This window comes from Mycobacterium sp. ZZG, from assembly GCF_054786995.1.
Genome location: NZ_JBTBFV010000012.1, coordinates 16457 through 33622, shown reverse-complemented (window position 1 = coordinate 33622; position 17166 = coordinate 16457). Strand labels below are relative to the sequence as shown.

The following is a 17166-nucleotide window of genomic DNA, read 5'->3' as shown; positions in this document are numbered from 1 at the left end:
TCCGGCTATTGCCGCGCCATCGAGATGGTGAACCTGTCCTGGGCGGTGATGAGATGGTCGTGGCTGTCCGGGCCGATGTCGATCTTCACCCAATCGATGCGACCGTTGAATCCATTACCCTGCGGGCCATAATCCGGGGACGTCGGTGAGCCGGTGTCGGAGCCGACATCACAGGCCTCGTCGGCCGAGAACGCCAAGGGCTCGGTCCGCTCGACTCGTCCGCTCCCGACCGGCTTTTCGTCGCAGTAGAGGGTGACGCTTCCGCCCTTACCGAGACCTCCTCCGTCGTAGACGAACTCGAATCCGACGTGATGCCGGCCCGGCGGAATGGGACTGTCCGCGGTCACGTAGAAGTACTCGATACCGAAAAAGTTGTAGCAGTACTTCAGCCGCTTCTCGTGGGCGTACATGCACCAACCGCCCACGCCGCCACCCTGACTGACGATGACACCTTCGGCCCCTCCGTCCGGCACGGAGATCACCGCGGTTACCGCATGCGACTTGTTCTTGATGTTCAGTACGCAGTTCTCCAGCAGCCGCATTCCGGCGAACAGCGTCTGGGTCGTGCCCTTGATCAACTGCGGGCGCCCGGCGATGTCCGGATTGAACCGTTCGAACGACCGGTCGTCCAGAGGCACGACGTTGTACTTGACAGCTTCGATCAGCCAAAGACGTTGCAGCGCGGCAAGTCTCTCCGGTTGCTCCGCTGCCAGGTCGTGTGCCTGGGTCCAGTCTTGCGGAGCGTAGAGCTCCCAGATGTCCTCGTCGAGCGACGGCTGGTCGGCCATCCACGGGGTCCGGTGCTTGGTCACCGCTGTCCAGCCCTTGTGGTAGATCCCGCGGTTGCCGAACATCTCGAAATACTGCACGGTGTGCGTCTCCGCGGCGTCGCGATCCCGCAGCGTGGACATCATGCTGACCCCCTCGAGCGGGGCCTGCTGGATGCTGTTCACCACTGTCGGCGCCGGGAGTTTTGCGGCCTCAAGGATCGTCGGCACCACGTCGATCACATGGTGGAACTGATCTCGGGTCTCTCCTTTGGCCGCAATCCCGTTCGGCCAAACCACGATGGTCCCGTTGCGGGTGCCGCCCCAGTGCGACGCCACCTGCTTGGTCCATTGATACGGTCCACACAACGCATGCGCCCAACCGACGGCGTAGTGGTTGTAGGCGTCGGGGGTGCCGAAGTCGTCGATCTTCGACAACAGGAACTCCGGCGTCTCGATGCCGGCCAGCCCGTTGAGGGTGCACATCTCGTTGAAGCAGCCGTTCGGCGTGCCCTCGGCCGAGGCCCCGTTGTCACCGATGATGTAGTAGATCAGCGTGTTGTCGAGCGCGCCGAGTTCGTCGATCGCGTCGATCAGCCGGCCGACCTCGTGGTCAGTCTGTTCGAGGAAGCCGGCGTAGATCTCCATCTGCCGCGCGAGCACCGGTTTGAGCTCGGCGGGCATGTCGTCCCACGCGGGTATCTCGTCGTGGCGCGCAGTCAACACCGCGTCGTCGGGGACGACGCCGAGCGCTTTCTGGTTGACGAGCATGTTCTCCCGCAACACGTCCCAGCCGTCGTCGAATTTCCCCTTGTACTTGTCGGACCATTGCCGGGGTACGTGGTGCGGAGCGTGCGTGGCGCCGGGGGCGAAGTACATGAAGAACGGCTTGTCCGGTGTGAGCGCCTGCTGCTGGCGCACCCAAGTGATCGCGCGATCGGCCAGGTCCTCGGTGAGGGTGTAACCCTGTTCTGGAGTCTTCTCGGGTTCGACCGGCTTGGTGCCTTCGTACAGTCCGGGGTAGTACTGGTTGGCCTCTCCCCCGATGAACCCGTAGAAGTGCTCGAACCCTGATCCGGTCGGCCACTGGTGGAACGGCCCGACCGGCGACACCTCCCAAACCGGCACCTCGTGGCACTTGCCGAACTGACTGGTCGAATAGCCATTGAGCCGAAGTGTTTCCGCCACCGGAGCCTTGTCCTTGGGCCGGATACTGGAGTAGCCCGGCGCCGACGTGGCGATCTCGGTGACACCACCCATGCCGACGGAGTGGTGATTGCGACCCGTGAGCAGGGCCTGACGCGTCGGAGAACACAAAGCGGTGGTGTGGAACCTGTTGAGCTTGAGACCGTTCGCCGCCAACCGCTCGGCGGTCGGGGTCTGGCACGGCCCACCGAACGCCGAGCTTGCGCCGAAACCGACGTCATCCAGCAGGACGATCAGCACATTGGGCGCGCCTTCGGGCGGCCGCAGCGTCGTGATCGGCGGATAGGTGGTGTCCGGATCCTTGGCGTCATATGTCGTCAATCCGACATGATGAGGATCCGGGATCGGCAGGATGTCCCGCCGCACCGGATCCGCTACTGAATCGGACAAGGCTGCCCTCCGTCCTGGAACCACGCTTCTTGGGTTCTCCGCAGCGTCAGCGTAAGGCGCGGCGGCGGCCGACGCCCGGTATTGACGTCTTCGCCGACAGGCCGTCACCAGCTGGTCATCGACAGCTCACGCCACCCAGTAGGCCTGCGCCTTGATGGATTTGCGCGCAATCTTGTAGTCCTCCCGCAGCAGCTTGGCCACCGCTCGGGTGGTGCGGTTGTCGCAGGCCACCCAGCCGAAGCGGTCGGAGGCGTCGAACGCCGAGGCGGCCACCGCCGACACCAGCGCCTCGCCGTCGTTCTTGCGGTCCACCCACGTCACGTCGGCGCTGCGCCGCACCGGGAGCTGCCGGTCGTCGTCGTGCGCAGCCTCCAGGAAGATCTGGGCGGGCGCGTCGCCGATCGCGTCGAGCAGCGAGTTGACCGCCGGCAGCGACGCGGTGTCGCCGACGATCACATAGCCGGCCGGGCGCGGGTCGGGCAGCGCGAAGTTGCTGCCCAGCACGGTGACCTCGATGGTGTCGCCCGGCTGGGCCTGTTCGGCCCAGCGGGATGCGACGCCGTCGTGCAGCGCGAACTCGACGTCGACGGTGTCGTGCTGCGGATCGGGGTTGACCAGGGTGTACCCCCGCTGATGCAGCTTGTCGCCGTCGGAGAACCACATCCGGACCCACATCGTCGGGTGCAGCGCACGGTCCGTGAGCAGGCCGCCGGCCTGGAAACTCAGCCGCAGGTAATGCGGGCTGACCTGGGTCCGCCCGGTGACCGTGAGCTCATAGTCCCCGGCGCGCAACAGCTTGAGCACCGCGCCCGCGAATCCGCGCGACTTCCTGGTGTCCGTCATGGACTCGTCACCCCTCGATCCCTGTGTCAGGTAAGCGTAACCTAACTTGATCGGTGAGCCCGGCCCTTCCTCAAGACCGGACGCGGGTGAAACGGTGCAACAGCCACGCCGGCGGGATCGTCACCGCGAGCGTGCCGAAGAACAGCAACCACACCGACCCGGTGTAGATCGGGTAGCGCAGGATCTCCACCATGACCAGTTCCATGGTGACGAGGTGGATCAGGAAGATCTCGTAGGAGATCTCACCGAGGAACACCATCGGCCGGCTGGCCATCAGGCGCGGGTACCAGCCCCGGTCGGTCAGCGCCAGCGGTGCCACCACCAGAGTGGCGATCACGGCGTAGAACACCGTCTTGGCCAAGGCCTCCCGCAACTCCGCCGGCGAGGTCGTGGGTTCACCGGCGATCGGGGTCGACGCGATCAGGTAGCAGATCAACGCCAGCGGCACACACGCCAGCGCGTAAGCCCGGACCCCCAACGGCTGCAGCGCCGCCAACACCATGCCGCCGACGAACCACGCCAGGTATCCGGGCAGCCACAGTTTGGCCCCGTCGGGCAGGAACGTCGTGCTGTGCACCAACCACATCCACGCCGGCGACACCAAAGCCAGTGCCGCGAGGCCGGTCAGCAACAGGCCCGGACGCCACCGCCGCCGGCACAGCACCACCAGCAGCAGGTAGGCCAGCACCGGGAGCGCCACGTAGAACGCGACCTCGACGGCCAGACTCCACATCTGGGTAAGGCCTTGATGCAGAAAGGAATACAGATAGTTGTCGGTGTAAATCTGGGTCAGGGTGAGGTTGCGGAACAGGCCCTCCCAGGTGTGTCCGGGATTCGGGCCCGCCGTGCGGAAGTGATAGACCAGGTACGCGGCCAGGACGGTGACGACGTAGGCGGGCATGATCCGCCGAACTCGGTGCCAGGCGTAGCGGCGCACCGACGGAGGCGCATCACCGGCGTGTGCCGCCTTCACCCAGGGCAGGAACAACAGGAAGCCCGACAGCACGAAGAAGATCGGCACCCCGATCTCCATGCGCGAATACACCAGGCCCACAAAGCCCTGCGGGTACTTGCCCGTCGTGTAGGCCGCGTGGGTGAGCACCACCAGCAGCGCTGCGACCGCGCGGATTCCCGTCAGGGACGCGACGCGCCCGGTCGTCGTGACCGACTCCAGCCCACCGACGTCGTCGTCGCCGAGGGACAGGCGGTCCCGGTCGGACAGGGTCACTTGGACTTGGGCTTCCCCCGATGCGGTTTCGGCCCGCGGTCGGGTTGGAGACTGATCAGCTGACCTTGGATCCTGGTGTTCTCCAGCGCTTTCAGCGTCTTGGGCGACAGTTTGGCCGGCAGTTCGACCAGCGAGTGGTCGACGTTGATGGTGATGTGCCCGAAATCGCTACGGTGCAGACCGCCCTCGTTGGCGATCGCTCCGACGATCGCTCCCGGGGCGACCTTGTGCCGCTTGCCGACCGCGATCCGGTACGTCGCCAGGTCGCTGCGCCGCTCGCGCGGTTTACGCGGTGCCCGATCCTCACCGTCGCGCTCGCGTCGTTCTCGCCGCTTCTCCGGCGGGGGTTCTGTCATCAGGAACTCCGCCCCGTCACGGCTCTGCAGGGCCAGCGCCGCGGCGATGTCGGCCATCGGGACGTCGTGATCGCGCTCGTAGCCCTCGATCAGCGTGCGGAACAGGTCGATGCCCGGCTTGTCCAGCGCGTCGGTGATCGAGTCACGGAACTTCGCGACCCGCTTCTCGTTGACATCCTCCACCGACGGGAGCTCGGACTCGACGAGCTTCTGCCGGGTCACCCGCTCGATCGCGCCGAGCAGGTGCCGTTCCCGCGGCGTCACGAACAGCAGCGCGGTGCCCGACCTGCCCGCGCGTCCGGTGCGCCCGATACGGTGCACATAGGACTCCGGGTCGTGCGGGATGTCGAAGTTCACCACATGCGAGATGCGTTCGACGTCGAGGCCGCGGGCCGCGACGTCGGTGGCGACCAGGATGTCGATGGTCCCATCTTTGAGCTGCGAGATGGTCCGCTCGCGGACCGCTTGCGGGATGTCGCCGTTGATGGCCGCCGCCGCGAAACCGCGGGCCCTCAGCTTCTCGGCCACCTCCTCGGTGGCCTGCTTGGTGCGAACGAACACGATCATCGCGTCGCCCTGCTCGGTCTCCAGCAGGCGGGTCAGCGCGTCCATCTTGCGCGGATACGACACCAGGAAGTACCGCTGCGTGATGTTCTCGGCGGTCTGCGTCTTCGACTTGACCGTCACCTCGACCGGGTCGTGCAGATACTTGGCGGTGATCTTCTTGATCGCCGGTGGCATCGTCGCCGAGAACAGGGCGACCTGCTTGTACTCGGGGGTGTCGGCGAGGATGCGCTCCACGTCCTCGGCGAAGCCCATCTGCAGCATCTCGTCGGCCTCGTCGAGCACCAGATAGTCCAGGTGCGAAAGGTCCAGACTCCCCTTCTCCAGGTGGTCGATCACTCGGCCCGGGGTGCCCACGACGACCTGGGCGCCGCGCTTGAGACCCGCCAGCTGCGGCACGTAGGACGACCCGCCGTAGACCGGCAGCACGTTGACCCGCAGGTGAGCTCCGTACCGGCCGAAAGCCTCGGCGACCTGCAGCGCGAGCTCACGGGTGGGGGCCAGGACCAAGGCCTGGGTATGGCGGCTGTCGGTGTCGATCTTGGACAGGATCGGGATCGCGAACGCCGCGGTCTTGCCCGTCCCGGTCTGGGCCAGCCCGACGACATCGGACCCTTCCAGCATCGCCGGGATGGTGGCCGCCTGGATCGGCGAAGGCGATTCATAGCCGACGTCGGCGACCGCCTGCAGCACCGAAGGGTGTATCCGCAGGTCGGCAAAGGTCAGGTCCGCGGGCTCTGGCTCCGCATTCGTCGACGTCATCGTGGTGGAAGTCTAGTGCTTGTCGCGAGGTGTTCCCGCCCCTGCGCGCCTTCCCCTGCACCCGGGCCCGGCCCGGTACGGTGCGCAACTGTGAAAAGGGCGGCGACCATCGGCTCCCTCCTGCTGGGGGCAGCAGTGCTGACCGCCACCGCCTGCAGCTCCGGGGATTCCACGGTCTCCAAGACTCCTGAGCCCAGCGCCGGAGCGTCCGCCGCGGTGTCGACGACCGCTGCGCCGGCCCCGTCCGGTCCGCCGCCGGGCCCGGCGCCCGCCGACGATCCGTGCGCGACCGATCTGGCCGCACCCGAGATCGCCAGGGCTGTCAACGAGCTGCCACGCGACCCGCGCAGCAGCCAGGGCTGGAGCCCCGAGCCGTTGGCGGGCAACTACAACGAGTGCGCGCAGCTGTCCGCGGTGATCATCAAAGCCAACACCAACGCGGAGAACCCGAACACCCGCGCGCTGCTGTTCCACCAGGGCAAGTTCATCCCGACCGGGGTGCCCGACACCTACGGGTTCAACGGCCTGGACTCCACCCAGAGCACCGGTGACACCGTCGCGCTGAAGTACTCCGGCGGGGTGCCCGGGCTGGACAGCGTGGTGAAGTTTCGGTGGAACGGCAGCGGGGTCGAGCTGATCGGCAACACGCCCGGCTAGCTTGTCGCGGCTGTTTCGCGAAAGCGCACACAGCGTAGTGAATCGGTGCCACGCGCTACCGTGGTGGCGGTTTCGCGGGACCGCGAGCTGTCGGAGGCGTCACCTACAGTGACTGCGTGTTCGTCGCCACCGACGCTGACGAGGTCCGAGTCGTCTACAGCGCCTCCGACCTCGCCGCCGCGGCGCGTTGTGAGTACGCGCTGCTTCGTTCGTTCGACGCGCGGCTGGGATGGGGTCCCGCCGTGTCCGGCGACGACGAATTGCTGGCTCGCACCGCAACTCTCGGCGACGAGCACGAACAGCGCCACCTCGATGCCCTCCGGCACGAGGCCGACGTCGCGATCATCGGCAGGCCCAAGTACACGGTCGCCGGACTGACGGCCGCCGCCGAGCAGACCAGACAGGCGATCGAACGCCGGGCACCGGTCATCTATCAGGCCGCGATGTTCGATGGCCGGTTTGTCGGGTTCGCCGACTTTTTGATCCTGGAGGACCCGCAAGGCCCCGGCAGGACCCCCGGCCGGCCGCGTTACCGCCTGCGCGACACCAAACTGGCCCGCTCGGTCAAGGTCGAGGCGCTGCTGCAGATGGCAGCCTACGCCGAAACCCTCACCGCCGCAGGCGTTCCCGTCGCCGACGAAGTAGACCTGGTGCTCGGCGACGGCACCACCGTCAGCTACCCGGTCGACGAGCTGCTGCCGGTCTACCGGCCGCGGCGGGACGCGCTGCAGCGGCTGCTCGACGACCACCTGTCCGGCGGGCGGCCGGTGAGCTGGCAGGACCAACACATCCGGGCCTGCTTCCGGTGCTCCGAATGTGAGCCGCAGGTGCGCGCACACGACGATCTGCTGCTCGTCGCCGGAATGCGGGTCAGCCAGCGGGCCCGGCTGCTCGACGCGGACATCACCACCATGCGGGAACTGGCCGCCCACCGCGGCCCGGTGCCCGAGCTGTCCGCTCGTACCGTTACGGCGCTGACGGCGCAAGCCCGGCTTCAGCTCGCCGACCGGGTGGACGGCAAGCCGCCGTATGAACTGGTCGACGCGCAGCCGCTGATGGTGCTGCCCGACGTCGACCGGGGTGACCTGTTCTTCGATTTCGAGGGCGACCCGCTGTGGACCGGCGACGGCCGTGAGTGGGGGCTTGAGTACCTGTGGGGCGTGCTGACGGTCAACGACGAGTTCCATCCGTTCTGGGCGCACAACCGCCCCGACGAACGTCAGGCGCTCAAGGATTTCCTCGCCATGGTGCGCAAGCGAAGACGCCGCCACCCGGGTATGCACATCTACCACTACGCCGCCTACGAGAAGAGCACGCTGCTGCGGCTGGCGGGGCGTTACGGCGAAGGTGAGCGCGAGATCGACGAACTGCTGCGCGACGGTGTGCTCGTCGACCTGTACCCCTTGGTGCGCAAGACCATCCGGGTGGGCACCGAGAACTACAGCATCAAGTCGTTGGAGCCGCTCTACATGGGCAACGAGCTGCGCGACGGCGAGGTCACCAATGCCACCGCCTCGATCACCGAGTACGCCCGCTACTGCGAGCTGCGCGACGAGGGCCGCACCGACGAGGCCGCCACCGTGCTCAAGGAGATCGAGGAGTACAACCGCTACGACTGCCGCTCGACACGGCGCCTCCGGGACTGGCTGATGGCCCGCGCCATCGAGTCGGGCGTGCCGCCACGGGGGCCGACGCCGGTGTCGGCCACCACCGGCAGCCGCGAAGCCGCGGACTCCGCGCCCGACCGGGTCGAGCGCACACTGCTCAAGTTCGCCGGCGACGGCATCGAGGTCCGCAGCCCGGCGCAGGCCGCGGTCGCGATGGTCGCCGCTGCCAAGGGTTTCCACAAGCGCGAAGACAAGCCGTTCTGGTGGGCGCACTTCGACCGGGTGAACAATCCGGTCGACGAATGGGCGGACGACAGCGGGGTTTTCATCGCCGATCGCCACGAGATCGTTGCCGACTGGCACACGCCGCCGAGGGCGCGCAAGCCGCAGCGGCACGTCCGGTTGTTCGGCGAGATCGCGGCCGGCGAGATCGCCGCAGAGATGTACGCGCTGTACGACCCACCGTCGCCGGCCGGGCTGTCCGACGACCCGGACCGGCGTGCGTTCGGCGCGGTGAAGGTCACCGAATGCGACGACCCGGAAGCGCCGACCGAGGTCCTCGTCGTCGAGCGGCAGCCCAAGAACGGCGAGGTGTTCACGCAGGTGCCGTTCGCGCTGACCCCAGGACCGCCGATCGGCACCACCCAGCTGCAGGACTCGATCGCCCGGACCGCGGAACTGGTGGCCGCCGGATTGCCGAACCTGCCCGCCGACGCACTCACCGACATCCTGCTGCGCCGGCCGCCCCGGATGCGCAGCGGCTCGGCACTGCCGCGCACCGGTGATGCCGTCGCGGACATCACCGCAGCACTGCTGGACCTGGACTCGTCGTACCTGGCCGTGCACGGCCCGCCCGGCACCGGCAAGACGCACACCTCCGGCAAGGTGATCGCGACCCTGGTCGACCGGCACGGCTGGCGGGTCGGGGTGGTGGCGCAGTCGCATGCGGTGGTGGAGAACTTGTTCGGCGACGTGATGAAGGCCGGCGTGGACGGCGCCCGGGTCGGCAAGAAACTGCACACCGTCACCACCGGGTGGACCGCACTGGACCGCGACGACTACGCGCAGTTCCTGTGCCAGGACGGCTGCGTCGTCGGCGGCACCGCGTGGGATTTCGCCAACGCCGCCAAGATCGCCCGCGACAGCCTCGATCTGCTGGTGATCGAGGAGGCCGGGCAATTCAGCCTGGCCAACACCGTCGCGGTGGCGCAGTCGGCGCGCAACGTGCTGCTGCTCGGCGACCCGCAGCAACTCCCGCAAGTCAGCCAGGGCACCCATCCCGAACCAGTCGACGGATCGGCGCTGGGCTGGCTGGTCGACGGCCACCACACCCTGCCGCCCGAGCGGGGCTATTTCCTGGACCGCTCCTACCGCATGCATCCCGGTGTGTGCCGGGCCGTGTCCCGGCTGTCCTACGACGGACGGCTGCTGTCGGCGGAGAGCGTCACCGCCGCGCGCCGCCTGGCCGGCGTCGCGCCGGGTGTGCGGACACTGGCCCTGGACCACCTCGGCAACGCGACCGAGAGCCCGGAGGAAGCCGCCGCCATCGTCGCCGAGATCACCGGACTGCTCGGTACCGAATGGTCCGACGAGGACGGCGCCGGGCCGCTGGCCCAGCGCGACATCCTCGTCGTCACTCCGTACAACGCGCAGGTGACGCTGGTCCGCCGCCACCTCGATGCGGTGGGGCTCACCGAGGTACGGGCGGGGACCGTCGACAAGTTCCAGGGTCAGCAGGCCCCGGTGGTGTTCATGTCGATGACCGCCTCCTCGGTGGACGACGTGCCCCGCGGGATCGCCTTCCTGCTCAACAGGAATCGCCTCAACGTCGCGGTCAGCCGCGCGAAATACCTTGCCGTGATCGTGCGCTCGCGCCACCTCACCGAATATCTGCCCGGCACGCCGGAACGCCTCAGCGAGTTGGGCGCGTTCCTGTCGCTGTCGGCATGTGATACACCCACGGAGTGACCGAAGCGCTGTCCGACCGGCTCACCGCGATCGTCGGGGCCACCCACGTGAGCACCGATCCCGACGTGCTCGCCGGACGCAGCGTCGACCACACCGGGCGGTACCGGGGCCGGGCGTCGCTGCTGGTGCGTCCGGGTTCCACCGACGAGGTGGCCGCCGTGCTGCGGGCGTGCCGCGACGCCGGTGTGAGCGTGACCGTGCAGGGCGGACGCACCTCGTTGGTCGCCGGCACGGTGCCCGAACACGACGACGTGCTGCTCTCGACCGAGCGGTTGCGCGACATCGGCGAGGTCGACGTCCTCGAGCGCCGGGTCCGCGTCGGCGCGGGGGTGACACTGGCCGAGGTGCAGCGCGCGGCCGGGACGGCGGGCTTGGTGTTCGGCGTCGATCTCGCCGCGCGGGATTCGGCCACCGTCGGGGGGATGGCCTCCACCAACGCCGGGGGACTGCGCACGGTCTGCTACGGCAACATGGGTGAACAGGTCCTCGGGCTCGACGTGGTGCTTCCCGACGGCACCGTGGTGCACCGGCACAGCCAGGTCCGCAGCGACAACACCGGCTACGACCTGGCGTCGCTGTTCGTCGGCGCCGAGGGCACGCTCGGGGTGATCACCGCGCTGGACCTGCGGTTGCACCCGACACCCCGGCAGCGCGTCACCGCGATCTGCGGTTTCGACGACCTGGAGGCCCTGATCGCGACGGGCCGGGTGTTCCGCGACATGGAGGGGATCGCCGCGCTGGAGCTGATCGACGCCAGAGCCAGCGCGCTGACCGCCGAGCATGCCGGGGTCGCCGCGCCGGTCCTTGGCGCGTGGCAGTTGCTGATCGAACTGGCCGGCGTCACCGATCTCACCGACCGGCTGGCCGACGCGCTGGAGGACGCCGAGCTGGCCGACGAGCCGGCCGTCGGGGTCGACACGAATGCCCAGCAGCGGCTGTGGCAGGTCCGCGAGGCCGTGGCCGAGGTGCTCGGCGTCTACGGTCCGCCCCTGAAGTTCGATGTGTCGCTTCCGCTTTCAGCTATCCGCGGGTTCGCCGACGAGGCCGCAGCCCTGATCGCCGAGCATGCGCCCGAGGCCATCCCGGTGCTGTTCGGCCACATCGGCGAGGGCAACCTGCACCTGAACATCGTGCGCTGCAACCTCCACGATGACCGGGAGCGCGACCTGTACTCGGCGATGATGGCGCTGATCGCCCGTCACGGCGGCAACGTCAGCTCCGAACACGGCGTGGGGACCCGTAAGCGCGACTATCTGGCGATGGCGCGGACCGAGGCGGACATCGCCGCGATGCGCGCGGTCAAGGCCGCCTTCGACCCCACCGGCTATCTGAATCCCGCGGTGCTGTTCTCCTGACCGGTACCTTGGCACAGGATGGCCGGGATCGAGGCTGATTACCTTGTCGTAGGGGCGGGCGCCATGGGGATGGCGTTCGTCGACACACTGCTGAGCGAGACGGACGCGACGATCGCGCTCGTCGACGAGAACCACCAGCCCGGCGGGCACTGGAACTCGGTATATCCGTTCGTGCGGCTGCACCAGCCGTCGGCCTACTACGGCGTGAACTCACAGTCGCTGGGCAACGAGGACGAGGTGGACCGCAGCGGTCTGAACGAGGGCTTCTTCGAACTGGCCACCGGCCACGAGGTGTGCGCCTACTACGACCAGGTGATGCGCAACCACATGCTGCCCACCGGACGGCTCACCTACTTTCCGATGGCGCGGTATCTGGGCGACAACACCTTCCGCACCCTCGACGGAGAACAGCGCCGCGTGACGGTGCGGCGCCGGACCGTCGACGCCACCTATCTGCTGACCGTCGTGCAGTCGATGCGCGCGGCGCCGTTCTCGGCCGCCGACGGAATCGACGTGGCCGCCCCCAACGACCTGCCGCGCCGCGCGCCGGCCCACGAGCACTTCACGATCGTGGGTGGCGGCAAGACCGGGATGGACTGCTGCCTGTGGCTGCTGCGCAACGGGGTACCACCCGAGCAGGTGCGCTGGGTCAGGCCCCGCGAGTCGTGGCTGCTGAACCGGGCCAACATCCAGCCGGGGCCGCGGTTCGTCAAGGCGCTGCGCGACTCCGTCGCGGTGCGGATGCAGGTGATCGCCGACGCGGGCTCGCTCGACGATCTTTTCGCCGGGCTCGAGGACGCCCGGATCCTGCTGCGTCTCGACCCCGCGATAACCCCCACCATGTACCACTGCGCGATCGTGTCGGAACGCGAACTGGAGCACCTGCGCCTAATCGGCGATGTGGTGCGTCTCGGCCACATCGATCACGTCGACCACGACCACATCCGGTTGCGCGAGGGCACGGTGACGGTGCCCGCACCCTCGTTGTATGTGGACTGCACGACCCAGGGGCTGCCCCGGCCTCCGTCGGTGCCGGTGTTCGACGGCGACCACATCACACTGCAGAGCGTGCGCAGCTGCCAGCAGGTGTTCAGCTCGGCGTTCATCGCCCACGTAGAGGCCGCCTACCCCGACGACGCCACCCGCAACGAGTTGTGTGTGCCGGTCCCGCACCCCGACGCGCCGATCGACTGGCTTCGGCACACGTTGGCCGACAACGCCGCTCAGTTGCGCTGGTTGCACGACCAGGATCTGATGGAGTGGTTGAAGTCGGCGCGCCTCAACGCCGCGCGCGACCTGTTCCCGGTGTTCCCGCCGGGCAAGGAACGGGTGCGCGACAAGGCGCTGGGCGCCCTCGCCGTGGCGCTGCGCAAGACCAACGAACAGCTGATCGGACTGATGAGCGGCTAGCCGCGCGCGTGCTTGCCCCGCGCGCCGCTCGCCCCGTCGCCGTCGCCGTCGTGTGGAAGATGAAAGCCGTTGCGGCCATTACGGTCCGGCTCGTCGTCGACCATCAGCTGATCGAGGATGCTGCGCCATTCCCGGTCCGGATCGGGAATGGCAACCGGGCGCAGCACGTCGGTGTCGGCCACCACACCGCTGCGCTCCTCCCAGGGCACCTCGTACTCGATGTAGTCGTCTTCGCCGTCGGCCCAATACAGCTCGTGGTCCGGGTCGTACCCCGGGCCCGGATCGGACTGCGGGTCCGGTTCGGTGACGGACTCGGCAGCGGCCTGCGACACCGACCGGATCAGGTCCATCAGGAACAGCGCCGCGACGACGCCGAAGAGCGCGACGAACGCCGGCAGCAGCATCGACTGCGACATCGCCGCGGCGAACGGCGCGTGCAGGAACTCGGGCAACCGCGCCACCTGGCCCTCACCCTGCGGGGGCCCGCCTGCGCCGCCCGGGAGCTTGGCCGACAGCTCGGAGGCCATCAGCGCCGCCATGCCCGCACTGCCCAGCACCGAACCCACCTGCCGGGTGGTGTTGTAGACACCGGAACCGGCACCGGCCAGCTGCGGGGGCAGATTCCTGGTCGCCGTCGCCGCCAGCGGCGACCAGATGAACGCCATCGCCACGCCCATCGCCGTCAGCGGCAGCACCAGCCGCCAGATCGGGGTGGTGGGCGTCATCTCGATGGACAGCCACGTCAGGCCGATCGCCATCAGGGAGAAGCCGAACCCGACCACCGAGCGCGGATGGGCCCGGTCGACGATGCGGCCCACCACCGGCGCCAGCACACCGGTCGCGACGGCCATCGGCGCGGTCAGCACCGCCGCCTGCGTCGGGGTCAGGCCACATACCGCCTGCGCGTAGAACATCAGCGGCAGGATCATCCCGGTGGCGACGAACCCGATCGTCGCCACCCCGAGGTTGGACATCGAGAAGTTCCGGTCCCGGAAGATGATCAGCGGTATCAGCGGTTCGCCGGTGTTGATCGACTGCCAGTACACGAACACCACCATCACCGCGACACCGACGGCGACGGTGGCCCAGATCCAGGCGGCCCAGTGGTGGGCCTGGCCTTCCTGCAGCGCGAACACGATCAGGAACATGCCGACCCCGGACAGCACCACCCCGGGCAGATCGAGGCGCTGCCGGCGCTGAGTCGGCAGCGACGGCACCAGATACACCGCCAGGGCCAAGCCCACGATGCCCACCGGCACGTTGACGATGAAGATCCACTGCCAGCCCAGCGTGTCCACCAGCACCCCGCCGGCCAGCGGTCCGGCCAGCGTCGCGACTCCGGCGGTGGCGCCCCACACGCTCATCGCCACGCCGCGGTTGTGCGCCGGGAAGGTGCGGGTGATCACCGTCAGTGTCTGCGGGGTGAGCAGCGCCGCGCCCACGCCCTGTAGCACCCGGGCGGCGACCAGCATGGCGATGCTGTCCGAAAGCCCGCACCACAGCGATGCGACCGTGAACACCGCCAGACCGAGCAGGTACATGGTCTTGGGCCCGTACCGGTCCCCGAGCCGGCCGGCGACCAGCAGCGGCACGGCGTAGGCCAGCAGGTAGGCGCTGGTCACCCAGATCACCGCGTCGTAGTCGACGTTCAACTGGGCCATGATCGCCGGATTGGCGACGGGCACGATCGTCGCGTCGACCAGGATCATGAAGAACCCGACCAGCAGTGCCCACAACGCGTGCCAGGGGTTGGCACCCCTGGCACGCGGCGTCACGGTTTCGAACATGGTGCAGTCAGCCAGAATTCACTCGGGGGGAGATGATCGTCGCGCCTGACGCTACGGTCCGGCGGAAGCCCCGACAAGTCAGCGCGCGGACGCCCGCGCGCTCAGGCGGACTCGGCGACCGCCTCCTCGGTGACGGCGGCCGGTGACGGGTTGCGGTGCACGCCGGTCAGCAGCAGCGCGGTCAATGCGACGAGGACACCGGCGGCCATCACGACGGCCATCGCGAGCTCGTCGTTGCCCAGCACCCCGACCACCGGCGCGATCGCCGCTCCCATCCCGAACTGCACGGCGCCGAGCAGCGCTGCGGCGGTGCCCGCGGCATCGGGGTGGCGCATCAGAGCGACTGCGGGCGCGTTCGGGATCACCAGGCCCATCGCGGCCAGGATGGCCCACACGGGGATCACGAAACCGAACAGCCCGCCGACGTGCGCGGCGGCCAGCGCGACGAACACCGCGCCGGACACCGAAGCCGCGACCAGCGCCCACAGCATGATCTGCTGCGGGGTGAACCTTTTGAGCAGTACGACGTTGCACTGGGTGGTGCCGATCAGCGCGATCGCACCGGCGCCGAACACCAGCGCGAACGCGGTCTGTCCCAGGCCGAACCGGCCCTGCAGCACGAACGAGGCACCGGCGATGTAGGCGAACAGGCCCGACATGCCCAGCGCGCCGACCATCATCAGGATCACGAACCGCACGTCGCGGAGCAGTTCCAGGTACGTCATCGCGATGCCGCGCACCTTGAGCGGACGGCGGTGGTCGACCGGAAGTGTCTCGGGCAACCCCAGCACCGCCATCACCAGCAGCGCGCCGGCGATGACCACGAGCGCGGCGAACACCCAGTGCCACGAGCCGTGCAGCAGTACCGCGGCGCCCAGCGACGGCGCCAGCACCGGCGCGACACCCAGCACCAGCATCAACCTCGACATGACCGTCGCGGCGGCGTTGTCCTTGTAGAGGTCACCGACGACCGCGATCGCGACCACCATGCCGGCCGCGGCACCCATGCCCTGCAGTCCGCGGGCGATGCCGAGCACGGTGATGTTGGTCGCGAACAGGCACAGCAGCGAGGCGGCCATGTGCACCACGATGCCGGCGAACAGCGGCCTGCGGCGGCCCAGCGAGTCCGACAGCGGACCGATGACCAGCTGCCCGATCGCCAGGCCCGCCAGTGTGCCGGTCAGCGTGAGCTGGGTGACCGACGAGGACACCGAGAGCTCCTCACCGATCCTCGGCAGGGCCGGCAGATACATGTCGATGGTCAGCGGGCCCAACGCCACGAGTAGTCCGAGCACCACGATCATCCGGGTGCGGTTCGGCGGAGCTTCGAGCACGGTTTGCCTCACATCCACGTCCGGGGATATTGCCACTGTTTGGTTAGCGACACTTCCCAATAATTTCTTCCCCGGATCGCCGACCGAGACCGCGATCACATCCGGGCACGTGGCCGCCGTCGCCGTTCGTTGTCTACGCGTTAGCCTGAGATCAGGTTCACAGGGAGGACGCACCCATGAGTGCCAAGTCACGAGCCAAGAATCCGCCCGCGGTCGTCGACGAGGATCCGGGCGTCGCCGCCAAGGCGCTCTCCCAGATCATCGAGCGCGGAGCCCGCGTGCAGGGGCCGGCCGTCAAGGCCTACGTGGAGAGGTTGCGGCACAGCGATCCCGGAGCCGGCCCCGCCGAGATCATCGCCAGGCTGGACAAGCAGTACATGGCGACGGTGACGGCCAGCGGCGCGGCGGTCGGGTCCGCCGCCGCGTATCCCGGCATCGGCACCTTGGTCGCGATGTCGGCCGTGGCCGGCGAGACCGTGGTCTTCCTCGAGGCGACGGCGCTGTATGTGCTCGCCGTCGCCGAGGTGCACGGCATCCCCGCCGAACACCGCGAGCGCCGCCGCGCGCTCGTGCTGTCGGTGCTCGTCGGCGAGGACAGCAAGCGCGCGGTGGCCGACCTCATCGGTCCGCGTCGCACCAGCGGAGCGTGGGTGTCCGACGGCGCTGCGACGCTGCCGCTGCCTGCCCTGTCCACGCTGAACTCACGGCTGCTGCGGTATTTCGTCAAGCGCTACACGCTCAAGCGCGGCGCGTTGGCGTTCGGCAAGATGCTGCCCGTCGGGATCGGCGCCGTCGTCGGCGGTGTCGGCAACCGGTTGATGGGCAAGAGGATCGTCGGCAACGCGCACAAGGCGTTCGGCGAGCCGCCGACCCGCTGGCCCTCCCTGCTGCATCTGCTGCCCCCACAACGTTCGTAGCGCGCCCCGGCGGGC

At 68.5% G+C, this 17166-nt stretch carries 11 protein-coding genes; 5 read left to right on the top strand and 6 right to left on the bottom strand.

The genetic code is table 11. From position 1 onward, the window contains the following. Nucleotides 1-5: 5 nt before the first annotated feature. The 4 genes from ACXMYJ_RS09760 to ACXMYJ_RS09745 form a co-directional block, all read right to left on the bottom strand. Nucleotides 6-2363, bottom strand: coding sequence for an arylsulfatase (locus ACXMYJ_RS09760; RefSeq protein ID WP_460355739.1), 2358 nt, complete (start codon nucleotides 2361-2363; stop codon nucleotides 6-8). A gap of 126 nt (nucleotides 2364-2489) precedes the next feature. Next, complete coding sequence (locus ACXMYJ_RS09755) at nucleotides 2490-3206, bottom strand: siderophore-interacting protein (RefSeq protein WP_443187137.1); 717 nt, start codon at nucleotides 3204-3206, stop codon at nucleotides 2490-2492. 70 nt (nucleotides 3207-3276) lie between these two features. Further along, nucleotides 3277-4410, bottom strand: coding sequence for an acyltransferase family protein (locus ACXMYJ_RS09750; protein ID WP_460355847.1), 1134 nt, complete (start codon nucleotides 4408-4410; stop codon nucleotides 3277-3279). 20 nt (nucleotides 4411-4430) lie between these two features. Then, the gene (locus tag ACXMYJ_RS09745) at nucleotides 4431-6116 is read right to left on the bottom strand and encodes a DEAD/DEAH box helicase (protein ID WP_260754707.1); all 1686 of its coding nucleotides are present in this window, start codon (nucleotides 6114-6116) and stop codon (nucleotides 4431-4433) included. 90 nt (nucleotides 6117-6206) lie between these two features. On the opposite strand from ACXMYJ_RS09745, the gene ACXMYJ_RS09740 reads away from it, so the two are divergent. From ACXMYJ_RS09740 to ACXMYJ_RS09725, 4 genes are all read left to right on the top strand, one after another. Continuing rightward, the gene (locus ACXMYJ_RS09740; RefSeq protein WP_460355736.1) at nucleotides 6207-6773 is read left to right on the top strand and encodes an LppP/LprE family lipoprotein; all 567 of its coding nucleotides are present in this window, start codon (nucleotides 6207-6209) and stop codon (nucleotides 6771-6773) included. A gap of 116 nt (nucleotides 6774-6889) precedes the next feature. Then, the gene (locus ACXMYJ_RS09735; protein WP_260754709.1) at nucleotides 6890-10348 is read left to right on the top strand and encodes a TM0106 family RecB-like putative nuclease; all 3459 of its coding nucleotides are present in this window, start codon (nucleotides 6890-6892) and stop codon (nucleotides 10346-10348) included. An 8-nt stretch (nucleotides 10349-10356) separates the two neighbouring features. Continuing rightward, nucleotides 10357-11703 carry an FAD-binding oxidoreductase gene (locus tag ACXMYJ_RS09730; protein ID WP_260758229.1) on the top strand — a complete coding sequence of 449 codons (1347 nt, stop codon included), beginning with the start codon at nucleotides 10357-10359 and terminating at the stop codon, nucleotides 11701-11703. A gap of 18 nt (nucleotides 11704-11721) precedes the next feature. Next, nucleotides 11722-13113 carry an NAD(P)/FAD-dependent oxidoreductase gene (locus ACXMYJ_RS09725; protein WP_260754710.1) on the top strand — a complete coding sequence of 464 codons (1392 nt, stop codon included), beginning with the start codon at nucleotides 11722-11724 and terminating at the stop codon, nucleotides 13111-13113. On the opposite strand, the gene ACXMYJ_RS09720 is transcribed toward ACXMYJ_RS09725, so the two are convergent. Together ACXMYJ_RS09720 and ACXMYJ_RS09715 are read right to left on the bottom strand one after the other, a co-directional pair. Next, a complete protein-coding gene (locus tag ACXMYJ_RS09720) occupies nucleotides 13110-14900 on the bottom strand; it encodes an MFS transporter (RefSeq protein ID WP_260754711.1) in 1791 nt (596 codons plus the stop codon). The genes ACXMYJ_RS09725 and ACXMYJ_RS09720 overlap by 4 nt on opposite strands. 101 nt (nucleotides 14901-15001) lie before the next feature. Next, nucleotides 15002-16270, bottom strand: a complete 1269-nt coding sequence (locus ACXMYJ_RS09715) for a multidrug effflux MFS transporter (RefSeq protein ID WP_396884615.1) — start codon at nucleotides 16268-16270, stop codon at nucleotides 15002-15004. A gap of 140 nt (nucleotides 16271-16410) precedes the next feature. Here ACXMYJ_RS09715 and ACXMYJ_RS09710 point away from each other — a divergent pair, with 140 nt between their 5' ends. Further along, entirely contained in the window at nucleotides 16411-17151 is a 741-nt protein-coding gene (locus ACXMYJ_RS09710) for a hypothetical protein (RefSeq protein WP_260754712.1), read from the top strand. Nucleotides 17152-17166: the final 15 nt, after the last annotated feature.

Excerpts from the sequence above, each read along its gene's own strand:
- ACXMYJ_RS09755 (WP_443187137.1), bottom strand. The coding sequence starts at position 3,206 with ATGACGGACACCAGGAAGTCGCGCGGATTCGCGGGCGCGGTGCTCAAG.
- ACXMYJ_RS09745 (WP_260754707.1), bottom strand. The coding sequence starts at position 6,116 with ATGACGTCGACGAATGCGGAGCCAGAGCCCGCGGACCTGACCTTTGCC.
- ACXMYJ_RS09725 (WP_260754710.1), top strand. The coding sequence starts at position 11,722 with ATGGCCGGGATCGAGGCTGATTACCTTGTCGTAGGGGCGGGCGCCATG.
- ACXMYJ_RS09720 (WP_260754711.1), bottom strand. The coding sequence starts at position 14,900 with ATGTTCGAAACCGTGACGCCGCGTGCCAGGGGTGCCAACCCCTGGCAC.
- ACXMYJ_RS09710 (WP_260754712.1), top strand. The coding sequence starts at position 16,411 with ATGAGTGCCAAGTCACGAGCCAAGAATCCGCCCGCGGTCGTCGACGAG.